9 protein-coding genes are annotated in these 10,602 nt (G+C 61.0%); 1 reads left to right on the forward strand and 8 read right to left on the reverse strand.

Translation table 11 applies throughout. From position 1 onward, the window contains the following. Positions 1-59: 59 nt before the first annotated feature. From BQ7388_RS11175 to BQ7388_RS11195, 5 genes are all read right to left on the reverse strand, one after another. Positions 60-344 (reverse strand): PTS sugar transporter subunit IIB, encoded by a 285-nt coding sequence (locus BQ7388_RS11175; protein WP_062529693.1) that lies wholly within the window; start codon positions 342-344, stop codon positions 60-62. 73 nt (positions 345-417) lie between these two features. Further along, positions 418-1,758: an FAD-dependent oxidoreductase gene (locus BQ7388_RS11180; RefSeq protein WP_062529691.1), complete on the reverse strand. Its 1,341-nt coding sequence runs from the start codon at positions 1,756-1,758 to the stop codon at positions 418-420. After that, positions 1,733-2,458, reverse strand: a complete 726-nt coding sequence (locus tag BQ7388_RS11185; RefSeq protein ID WP_062529689.1) for a hypothetical protein — start codon at positions 2,456-2,458, stop codon at positions 1,733-1,735. The genes BQ7388_RS11180 and BQ7388_RS11185 overlap by 26 nt, the downstream gene beginning before the upstream one ends. 5 nt (positions 2,459-2,463) lie before the next feature. Continuing rightward, a complete protein-coding gene (locus tag BQ7388_RS11190) occupies positions 2,464-4,614 on the reverse strand; it encodes a hydantoinase/oxoprolinase family protein (protein ID WP_062529687.1) in 2,151 nt (716 codons plus the stop codon). Between the two features lie 79 nt (positions 4,615-4,693). Further along, positions 4,694-5,983, reverse strand: coding sequence for a transporter (locus tag BQ7388_RS11195; RefSeq protein WP_062529685.1), 1,290 nt, complete (start codon positions 5,981-5,983; stop codon positions 4,694-4,696). Positions 5,984-6,352: 369 nt separating this feature from the next. On the opposite strand from BQ7388_RS11195, the gene BQ7388_RS11200 reads away from it, so the two are divergent. Further along, entirely contained in the window at positions 6,353-7,030 is a 678-nt protein-coding gene (locus BQ7388_RS11200; protein WP_072500695.1) for a helix-turn-helix transcriptional regulator, read from the forward strand. 261 nt (positions 7,031-7,291) lie between these two features. Here BQ7388_RS11200 and uvrB read toward each other — a convergent pair whose 3' ends face one another. The 3 genes from uvrB to BQ7388_RS11215 all read right to left on the reverse strand — a co-directional run. Then, positions 7,292-9,589 (reverse strand): excinuclease ABC subunit UvrB, encoded by a 2,298-nt coding sequence (gene uvrB / locus BQ7388_RS11205; protein ID WP_234946969.1) that lies wholly within the window; start codon positions 9,587-9,589, stop codon positions 7,292-7,294. A 143-nt stretch (positions 9,590-9,732) separates the two neighbouring features. Continuing rightward, a complete protein-coding gene (locus BQ7388_RS11210; RefSeq protein WP_062529681.1) occupies positions 9,733-10,335 on the reverse strand; it encodes a lytic transglycosylase domain-containing protein in 603 nt (200 codons plus the stop codon). Continuing rightward, positions 10,313-10,602, reverse strand: a 290-nt coding sequence (locus BQ7388_RS11215) for a dephospho-CoA kinase (protein WP_129583278.1), incomplete at its 5' end; no start/stop codon positions are given. The genes BQ7388_RS11210 and BQ7388_RS11215, both read right to left, overlap by 23 nt.

A 10,602-nucleotide genomic window follows, 5' to 3' on the forward strand; every position in this document is an offset into this window, starting at 1 on the left:
GGGCCCACCCGGGGGAATTTCCCCGCCGGTCGGCCCGATTCTCTTCTCTTAGCCGCGAGCTACTTGTCCCTGATGGCCTCGATCAGGCGCTTGAGCTCCTCGTCCTGGCCCATGCCCGTAACGAAGGCGACACCGTTGAAGGTAGGGACGTCAAGCTCCTCCTCGGTCTTCACCACGGGGATGTAGGCGTCGGCGTCCTTGAGCTGCTCTGCCAGAGAGTCCATGTCGACGGCAACGACGTTTGCCTCGACGCCCTCGGCAGCGAGCAGCTTGGCCACCTTCTGGGCGACCATGTGCGAAGTTGCGATTCCGTGACCACACGCGACGACTACCTTGGCGGACATGAGGCTCTCCTTCCACACTCGTGTAAGGAAAGAATAGCATGCCCTTCCGCCCACGTGAACGATGGGTCACGCATCATGGCTCAATGAGGTTCCTAGGCTCGAAACATGAGAGCGTGACACCCTCACGTTTTGCCAAGGCGCACGCGACACCAGCACGATCTCCCGTATCAATTACTGTCGGCTGTATACGTACGCTCGCCTGTGCCAAAAACGACGTAGAGATGCAACGGCCCACGGTCAACATGTTTTCTATGGCCTCGTTGGTGAGACAGCGATAGGGAATCTCATAGAACTCTCCCCGTTCGTACTTATCCATGTGCACAAGACCACGCGAGACCGAATGCACATCGATGTACCAGTCACCCCTCGCCACGGCATCGTCGAAGCGCCTTCGTGCGAGATAGTCCTCCTCGGTGAATGTGTAGGTACCATGCACGCGCCATGACTCCCTCACGCCCAACATGTCCGCCGTGCGAATAAGAAAGGCATGCTCGAAGCCGGGCATCATCTTCGTCAGGAAGTCTACGAGACGCCTTATCTTTCTGCGACCCTCAATAAGCGCATTCGAACGATCAAGGGTGCTCTCATTATTCTTCAGACCAGTGAGATGAGGACAGTTGAAGGCCATGCAACCTGGCATGCCAGGAAGCGAGAAGCACTGATAGTAGACGAGGTCTTCCTCCTTGAGCAATCCCTTTTCGACGCCTTTCCTGAACAGTGGCTCGAGCTTGAAGCCCTTAGCCACCACCATGGCAGACTCCCAAAAGTAGCCGTCAACAAGCGGTGAGAAATGGTCTCCGAGTGAAAGGCAATAGGCACGATAGGCGTCGATGTCGATGCCGGCCATCTCGAAGCGCAGGGATGACATCTGGTTGTGTCCCAGGCTATCTCCCCTGTCGCAGGGAACTCCTGCCATCCTCGACAGCAGGGCATCACCCGTCGCATCGACGAACTGGTCCGCCTCGATGCGCACGAACCCCTCAGGGCAGCCTGCGCAAATGGAGACGATGCGAACGCCCTCCACTTTCACGCCTGCGAGGCTGGCGCCAAACAGCACCTGGGCTCCAGCATCACTCACCAGATCATCAAGTACGCTCGACATCGCGTCTGGGTTATGCCAGACATATCCCATCGAGGCATTAAGCTCACGCGTTTCAAGGCCGCATGCGCGAAGACCCTCCTCGATGAGGGTGAGGTTTTGTCCGTGCCCCGGTACGAAGGACGGCATCATCGGGGAGACCAACGCTCGTGTCATTGAGCCTCCCAGAACGGAGCCGGCCTCAACGACGAGCGTGGAATTTCCTTCCCGTGCCGCGCTCGCAGCAACGCTTGCCCCTGCAGTGCCTCCACCAACGACCACGGTGTCCCAATGGCCAAGAAGCCGTGCCTCAACAACGTCTTTCTGCACGTTCATGAGAGCCCCCTTTGACAAACCGTCGTGCCGAAGCCACCAGTTCGACCACCTCGGTGCCGGTCATGGCACCATCTGCCAACAGCACGAGATAGTCGCTCGCTGTCGGCCTCACGGGACCACTTGCCATGTCGTAGGCAAAGGCATGAGCCGCAACCTCGCTCGGCGACGACAAGTGTCGACTCCTAACACGCAGGAGACCCTGCATGCACACTGGACGCATGCGCATGCCTACGCTCCTCCCCTCGCGATGCTCGAGGTAATGAAAGAACTCGTGAGCAATGTGCAGGTCGATGAGCCAGGAAAGGGTGTCCTTGGGCATACCGTCACCACATAGCGCAGCAAGCACCTCGCTCTTGTGCCGCAGCTGGGGCATGAACAGGTCAAGCGTGCCGCCATCTTTCTGGCATACCAGCCGTGCTTGTATGCGGTTTCGCACGGTAGTGTCCACCACACCCGTCTCAATCTGCCGTAAAAAGAAGCCATGCTCTGCAAGCGTGCTGAGCAGGTCATTCCCCACCCATTGGCAAGCAGCCTCATGGCCCGCCTCCATAGCATCGCGAACACAGGCCCTCTCCTCCTCGTCAGAAAGCTGGGATGCAAGCGGGTCCTTCAAGAATTCGAGCGCTGCGCACAGCTCGTCCGAGGACCCGAGCAGCTCGCGAGCAGCGTCAGACGGGTTTTCGTACAGCGCCGCAAGCATGGTCTCTAGTCCCGTGCGGCAACAGCAATGATGGTCTCATCACTGGCCACGAACTCGAGCTCCATCTCTGCCAGGCTCAGAAGCTGCTCCATATTGAGGACACCCGAGAGGTCACTCATCTTCTGGCCGAAGAACAGGAAGGTCTTCGGTAGCGTCTCACCCGCGTCACTGTACCTCGTCATATCGCTCACAAAGCGTGCGAACGAACCCTGCAGCTCCGAACGGGTGAACTGGAGCACACGCGCGTCATTGCGCTGCAGGCGAATGACGCCATCCTCGTCGAGCACGCGCACGACCTCTCGTTTGGAAGAGATGAGGCCGAAGAACGACTTCTTTTGCAGGGTTCCTGAGAGCACATGCCAGCGTCCCTGGACACACAAGGTGCTCACGTCACCTACAGGAATGCCCAACGCCTCGGCGACGATGGCCTTGAGTTCGTCGTCAGTTTTTGACCTCTGCACGCGGTCCTTGGTCCTGAGTTCGGTTGCCCCAGTCGCCGTAGCGCGAAGGATGTTACGTTGCGAATCAATTTCCACGGAGATGTCTACCGTGCGCTCATCAGCACCCGCGCGGGTGACCGCCTCCATGACATCATGGCGGATACGTCGTACATCTTCGTCACTAGGATTCGCCACGTTGCGCTCAATCTGCTCGCGCACGAGGGCAAGAGCCACGCCGATAGTGGAGATGTACGGAGCGTTGTGTGCCAGACGATGGCGAATGCCCATACGCTTGCCCAGTGCAGGCGCCACGACTGCAGCTGAGCCGCCGCCACCCACCAGGCTCGTGAGGTTGGGGTTGAGTGAATACTCGGTGACGAGCTGCGAGACGATGGCCTCGACCTTCGCCGTAGCAATGTCCACTACCTGATGGCAAAGCCCATCCACGCTCGTACCTAGTTGCTCCGCCAAAGCACCCCAGGCCAGACGCGCCACCTCGACGTTGCCGGCAGCATAATCGCCTTCTGGCACGTAGCCAAGCACGTTGGCCGCTCCCGTAAGCGTAAGCGCGAAGGACTTTCCACCCCCGCAGGAAATCGAAACGTAGTTGGCCTCATCATCCGGTAGTGGCGCCACGAGCTCCACCGCGGGAGAAAGCATGTCCTCGGGACGGGCGAACACCTCGTAGTCAAGATCGGCAATGTGTGCGGAGCGCGGCCCCACGTCAGAAAGGTGCCCATCCACCACCCTAATCATGGAACCACCCGCAATGCCAAGCGTACGTACATCAAGAGAGGTGAGATAGAGCTTGTGCCCGCCCACCTCGGCGTTCTTGATCATTACCTTCCCGTCCTTGATGACGGAAATATCCGTGGAAGTGCCACCAGCCTCAAGGAAGATGCCGTCCGTAACCTTCTCGTACATAAGGGCGCCAGCAACGCCGGCTGCGAGACCCGAGAGCATGGTGAGGATGGGACGCTTGCGCACTTCGTCGATGCTCATGACGCCGCCGTCGCAGCGCATAATCATGAGGGGGCGCGTGATACCCACGTCCTTTACGGCACCCTCGGTCATATTGGCCGTCTCCATCATGCGTGGAATGAGCGCCGCGTTGACCGCGGCAGTGCGGGTGCGTGCCTGTAGTCCATAGAGCTGCGAAATCTCGTAGCCACCAGTGGCGACTACGCCCTCTTGGTCGGCAATGCTGATGAGCCTGCGCTCGTTGGTGGAATCGTCCACCGAATAGCTCTCAGAGGCGACAATCACCTCACAGCCCTTGTCACGCAAGAGTTTGACCGCCTGACGCATGGAGCTGTCATCCAGATTCGACGAGTCAATGAACTCGTGCTCCGTCTCCAGATACTTGTCAGGGGCAAGCTTAATGTTGCCTACGGTCGTCTCGCCGTCAGCACGACCGACAAGGCCTCCGGCACCCATGCCCACGATGCCCACCTTCGCTACGTCGCCTTCGAGGAGGGCATTAGTCGCCTGGGTCGTCCCATGCGCAATGAAAGTCACGTCCTCAGGTGAGATGTCGTTATTCCTGAGCACATCGGCAATCGTCTGGACGATGCCGGCGGCCACGCCCCTGGGGTCGTGGTGCGTGGTGGGGACCTTCTCCTTCGCGATGACCTCATAGGTCTCATCATCGAGGACGACCGCATCCGTGAAGGTGCCGCCCACGTCGATGCCAATGCGTACTTTCCTGTCGGCCATGTGCCTTCCTTACGTGCCTCGAGTCGATTCGTGCTGGAGTGGTCCCAAGAAAGGGGCCACCCCATGAGTGCCGCACCCGCTAGAAGAGGACGACGGCCGTATAGACAAGGATGCAGAGTGCCATGACCATGGTGTAAGGCAGCGTCGACTTGAGAATGTCGTTGACGTCCACGCTCGCGTAGTCGGCAACGATCACGTTCTGCGTGTTGGTCGGGTCGGCAACGCACTGGACAACGCTCGTGGATCTCAGGGCCATGCCCACTGCAGGAGCGGAGAGTATGCCAGCTGCCGCAAAGATCTTCGCAAGGCCGGATCCAAGGCCATACATGTTAAGCGGGCCACGGTACAGGGCAAGAGGCGAGAGAACGGTGAACACGAGGACGTACACGATGGGGTTGGACGGGAGGATCTTGCTAATGATCGGCTGCATGAGTGCAGAGGTCGCCGTCGCGGACACGCCGTTCAGCAGGATGCCGATGCCAATCATGAGGCCAATGACGCCAGCAACGTCCTTGATTCCCTCAACGACGGAGCTCGAGAGCACCTGCACGGCATCTCGAGGACCAGAGATGAGGACCGTCGCGACGATGGTCACCAGCAGCGAGGTCTCGGCGTTCCACTTGAGGAAGAACACGAGGACGATGGGCACAAGCGGCATTACGAGGGCAACGGGGCTGACCTTCTTAGCACCAGTGCTGACGCTCATGGCCCAGGCGCTCGCCTTGGCGTCGCGTCTGACATTCACAAGGATGTAGGCGAGGGTCACGACAACGCACACGATGCCCATGACCACGGAGGTAGACGTGATGGTATCCATGCTCATGCCGATGGTGTCAACGTAGAGCTGATACTGGGATACGTTGAAGAGCAGGCCCATGTTGAGGCCCAACAGTACGAGCGACGCGGCGACAACAGGTTCGATGCCAGCGGAGAGGAACAGCGGAACAGCGATCTGGGCGACCATAATCACGGGTCCGGCACCGCTCATTGCAGTGAAGATGATCGCAGTCGCCGCGGTCAGCGCAATGGCGATGGCGACTGGCTTGTCACCGGCCATCTCGGCGGCCTTGCGGATGATAGCGTCAGAGATGCCCTCCTTCTGGACGACCTTCGCGAAGATCGCACCAAAGATGGTCACCGAAATCGTCGACATGAGCTTGGTGGCTCCGGAAGCGATCACGTAGGTGGTGATTGACTGGTCCTTGGTGGGGTCGGCACCCGCAGGCAGCGCGAACGGTACGCCGGCAATTGCCGCAATGAGGACTCCCATGCAGGGCAGCGCAAGGATTGCCGGGAGCTTTTTCGTCATCATGAGCGCAACGCCACCGATAAATACGGCGAGAATCAGCACCACTTGGAGTACTTCCATGTTTCCTCTTTTCTTCCGCACCTTCGAACTGCCTGTTTGCTCGTGTCAGGACGCTACGTCTCCTGACCTCTGTCAATGTCTACGACAGCAGGGGTAGTTCCGCAGCCCCCTCATCCGCGAGCGTAAACTCCAAAAAAGGGGAGCTAGTCTTCAAACGAGATGTGAGGTGAGCCGCGCCGCTTGAGGAAGGACCAATCTCTAACCATGCTTGTGGGGAGTACTATCTCCACAGAGTTAGCTATCCCATTAGGTCTAGCTTGCTCGCGTGGGTCATGAAAACCCAAAAGGTCTGGGAGAATGCGCTTTCGGTGAAAGGTCTATACACCACAGTTCTTCCATATTTTCAACACTTGCGGCAGGAGGTAAGGCATGGCAGAAGAGAACGAGAACAGGCACCTTGCCACTGATGCGAGCCTCCTGGGAAGGGCCTTCGAGTTCGCAGATCGATACCTCCCCGGAGGGCTTGTAACCTTCTATCCTGAGTTCTGCAACTCGGAAATCGCAGCCCGCTACTCTCCAAGGGGCAAAAGAAGCTTCGGCTATGCCTCGGGCATAGAACTCGTCCTGGCACTCAGGGATGACGCCGGCAGTAACCTTGACCTCATGATTCAGGACACTCCTCGTATATCGAAAGAACGGGAGCACTTTGCCAGATGGTGCGGGCAGATCGTACTGCGCTACCACGAGGCGTCGGGAGACTCCTTTGCCACGCTCCCGAAGACGCTTCCCCTTGAGAGATTACGCAGGCTTCACAATGAGCTCGGCGAGCAAGATATTGAGAAATGCCTACAAGAAATCATCTGCCGCACGACCAGGCACCACGACCAGACACAGCTCGCTATCCGGCGGCTGCAGAAATCCATCACACAGACGGACCTCGCGAGACTCTCTGGCGTGTCCCTGAGATCCATACAACAATACGAGCAACGGAAGAAAGACCTCAATAAGGGCCAGGCGCTCTCGATTCTCAAGCTATCGCGTGTGCTCGGATGCAGCATGGAGGACCTCATCGAACCCGAGCACAAGCTAACGCTCAGTGAGAAATAGCCTCCTCTACCTTGACAAGCGGAAGGGTACGACGGAGAACAGGAAAGAAAATGCGTCGGTGTAAAAGAGTTTCTCGCTCGTACCAGAACAGTCGATGCTCGTGGGAATGAGTATCGTAGTCCGTATCCGACAGACCATGCACATCAAGACTCATCGCGCAGATGACGAGCGGCGGCACGGAACACATATGTAATCTTGCAGCGAGCTACCATCTGAGCTCTCCCAGAGGAGAAGCCAAGAGATGGAGGCGTCTCTTTCACATCAGTGCTTGCGCGGCTTGTACCTCCGCCTCGTGGCGTGGGCGCTGCCCTTGCGATCCGTTGCCTTGAGGCGCGCGATGACGTCCTCCGCGCTCGCACCCTCAAGCCGCGCCCTCAGGGCCACCACCTGGTCGCGAAGCACCGCCGCACGCTCGAAGTCCATGTCCGCGGAAGCCTGGATCATCTCGTCCTCAAGTGCCCCCAGCACGCGCGCGAGCTCGTCCTTGGGCAGGCCCGACAGCTCCTCGGCCACGGCGTCCGCGACTGCCTCGCGCCCCTCCGGGGTGTCCGCCGAGACACCCGCCTCCCCTGCCGCCGTGAAGAACTCCCCGTTCATGCGCGACTTGTCGTCCAGGGTCCGTGACGCCTCGTCGATGAAGCCCTTCACGTCGGTGATGGACTTGTTGATGGTCTTGGGGGTGATGCCGTGCTCGGCATTGAAGGCCTGCTGTATGCCGCGGCGGCGGGCAGTCTCGTCCATGGCGACGCGCATGGAGTCGGTCACGGAGTCCGCGTACATGATGACCTTGCCCTGGGCGTTGCGCGCGGCACGACCCATGGTCTGGATGAGGGAGCGGCGGTTGCGCAGGAAGCCCTCCTTGTCGGCATCCAGGATGGCCACGAGCGAGACCTCGGGGATGTCCAGGCCCTCGCGCAACAGGTTAATGCCCACCAAGACGTCGATCTTGCCCAGGCGCAGGTCGCGGATGATCTCTATGCGGTCGAGGGTCGCCGTGTCGGAGTGCATGTAGTTGACCTTGACGCCGGCATCCAGCAGGTGATCGGTGAGGTCCTCGGCCATGCGCTTGGTGAGCGTGGTGACCAGCACGCGCTCCTTGCGGGCGGTGCGCTCGCGAATCTCGTCCAGGAGGTCGTCGATCTGGCCGCGGACGGGCCTGAGCTCGACCTCGGGGTCCAAGAGCCCCGTCGGCCTGATGACCTGCTCGACCTCCTGCTGGCTCACGCCCTCCTCGTAGTCGCCCGGCGTGGCGGACACGTAGACGAACTGGGGGATGCGCCGTTCGAACTCGTCGAAGCGCAACGGGCGGTTGTCCAGCGCCGAGGGCAGGCGGAACCCGTGGTCCACCAGGGTTATCTTGCGCGCGCGGTCGCCCTCGTACATGCCGCGGATCTGCGGGACCGTGACGTGCGACTCGTCGATGATGCAGAGCATGTCGCGGGGGAAGTAGTCGATCAGCGTGTAGGGGGGCTCGCCCGCCGAGCGGCCGTCCATGTGACGTGAGTAGTTCTCGATACCCGAGCAATAGCCCATGGTCTCGAGCATCTCGAGGTCGTAGGCCGTGCGTTGCGAGAGCCTCTGCGCCTCGAGCAGCATGTCGTTGGCCTTGAGCTCCGCCACGCGCCCCTCCAGCTCCTCGCTGATGGTCTTGAGCGCGTGCGCCACCTTGGGCCGCTCCGTCACGTAGTGGGAGGCGGGCCAGATGGGGATGGCGTCGTACTCACGCACCACCTCGCCCGTCACGTTGTCTATCTCGGCTATGAGCTCGACCTCGTCACCGAAGAAGCTCACGCGCAGGGGGTTCTCCGCATAGGGCGGGTACACGTCCACGGTGTCGCCGCGCACGCGGAAGCTGCCACGGGCGAGGTCGTAGTCGTTGCGGTCGTACTGGATGTCGATGAGCTCGCGTATGAGGTCGTCGCGCTCCAGGGGCTGCGACTTGTCCACGTTGGGGGCGAGGCCCGCATAGTCCTGCGGGCTGCCGATGCCGTAGATGCAGCTCACCGACGCGACCACGATCACGTCCCGACGGCTGAGGAGGCTCGAAGTGGCCTGGTGACGTAGCTTCTCCACCTCCTCGTTGATGGAGGCGTCTTTCTCTATGTAGGTGTCTGACTGCGGGACGTAGGCCTCGGGCTGGTAGTAGTCGTAGTAGCTCACGAAGTATACGACGGCGTTGTTGGGGAAGAGCTCCTTCATCTCGCTCGCCACCTGGGCGGCGAGGGTCTTGTTGGGTTCCATGATCAGCGTGGGCTTCTGCACCGCCTCGATGGTCTTCGCCATGGAGAAGGTCTTGCCCGACCCGGTGACGCCCAGCAGCGTCTGGTAGCGCAGGCCCCGCTCGATGCCCTCGCTGAGCTTCTTGATGGCTTGGGGCTGGTCACCTGCGGGCTCGAAGGGAGAGACGACCTCTAGCCGCTCGTCACCGTGCTCCAAGCCGAAGCGCTTGAGCTCGGCGCCGAAGCGCTCCTTGGCCTCCGCCGTCCCGGCAAGGGACTCGTAGCTTATGGTCTGCCCCTCGTCAGAGACGAACGTGCGCGGCTTCTGCTCCTGCGGCATGGCTGCCCCTCCCTCGCGGGCGCACTGCCCGCCGTCTGCTCACAGGAACAAGTGTACCCACATTCGGCGGCACCTCCGCAGCAGCATGTGCCCAGGGGTACCGGGCCGGACGCCGTCCCACGGGCGGGCAAGGGCCCCGACCGTCAGGAGAGCGCGAGGGAGGAGTCGCTCACTCCCTCAGGGTACAGCTCCTGGTAGCGGTCGTAGGCGTCGTTCACGCGCACCAGGTAGGCGGCGGTCTCGGCATACTCGATCTTGGACGAGATCTCTCCCCCGCCGCTGAGCCAGCCCTGGACGTTGCCCACCCCCGCGTTGTAGGCGGCGATGACCTCGTCGCGGCTTCCCAGCGCCTTCTGCAGGTAGGCTAGGTATGCCGTGCCGTACTCGATGTTCGTCGCTGGGTCGGTGAGCTCGCTGGGGTCGTAGCGCGAGGAGTCGACGAGCCCCAGGCGCGCCATCTCGCTTGCGGTGGCGGGCAGGAGCTGCATGAGCCCCACCGCCCCCGCGGACGAGCTCGCGTCGGCGTTCCAGCCCGATTCGCACTTGATGACGGCACAGGTCAGGTAGGGATCGACCCCATGCCTGCTCGAGGACTCGTTAATCTGGCTCGCATGGCTCACGGGGAAGAGCAGCTGCCTCACGACCTGCCTGGGCGCGAGGTCAGCGGCGAAGGTGAGCGCGCAGACCGCGAGCATCGCGAGGATGGGAAGGGTCCTGAACCACCTAAAGAAGCGCTCGTGGCGCATCAGGCCCTCCCCTCCTTGGGGCGGGAGCCCATGAGCGTGACGCATGCTCCGTCCACCACGCATCGACCTTTGCCGCAAGCCCCTCCTCGTCCGAGTCGTTTGCGAGCTCGACGTCACAGTGGGCGGAAAGGTACTCGTCCGTGGGCTGCAGCGCCATGCGGGCTGCGGCGTCCGCCCGGCCCATGCCGCGTGCCACCGCGCGCTCGAGCCTGGTCGGAGCGGGACAGCTCACCACCAGGACCTCGTCGGCAAGCGCAAGCAGGTCCT

The organism is Olsenella phocaeensis (assembly GCF_900120385.1).
GTDB lineage: Bacteria > Actinomycetota > Coriobacteriia > Coriobacteriales > Atopobiaceae > Olsenella_I > Olsenella_I phocaeensis.

Coding starts and splice junctions, on each gene's coding strand:
- BQ7388_RS11175 (WP_062529693.1), bottom strand. CDS start 344: ATGTCCGCCAAGGTAGTCGTCGCGTGTGGTCACGGAATCGCAACTTCG.
- BQ7388_RS11180 (WP_062529691.1), bottom strand. CDS start 1,758: ATGAACGTGCAGAAAGACGTTGTTGAGGCACGGCTTCTTGGCCATTGG.
- BQ7388_RS11185 (WP_062529689.1), bottom strand. CDS start 2,458: ATGCTTGCGGCGCTGTACGAAAACCCGTCTGACGCTGCTCGCGAGCTG.
- BQ7388_RS11190 (WP_062529687.1), bottom strand. CDS start 4,614: ATGGCCGACAGGAAAGTACGCATTGGCATCGACGTGGGCGGCACCTTC.
- BQ7388_RS11195 (WP_062529685.1), bottom strand. CDS start 5,983: ATGGAAGTACTCCAAGTGGTGCTGATTCTCGCCGTATTTATCGGTGGC.
- BQ7388_RS11200 (WP_072500695.1), top strand. CDS start 6,353: ATGGCAGAAGAGAACGAGAACAGGCACCTTGCCACTGATGCGAGCCTC.
- uvrB (WP_234946969.1), bottom strand. CDS start 9,589: ATGCCGCAGGAGCAGAAGCCGCGCACGTTCGTCTCTGACGAGGGGCAG.
- BQ7388_RS11210 (WP_062529681.1), bottom strand. CDS start 10,335: ATGCGCCACGAGCGCTTCTTTAGGTGGTTCAGGACCCTTCCCATCCTC.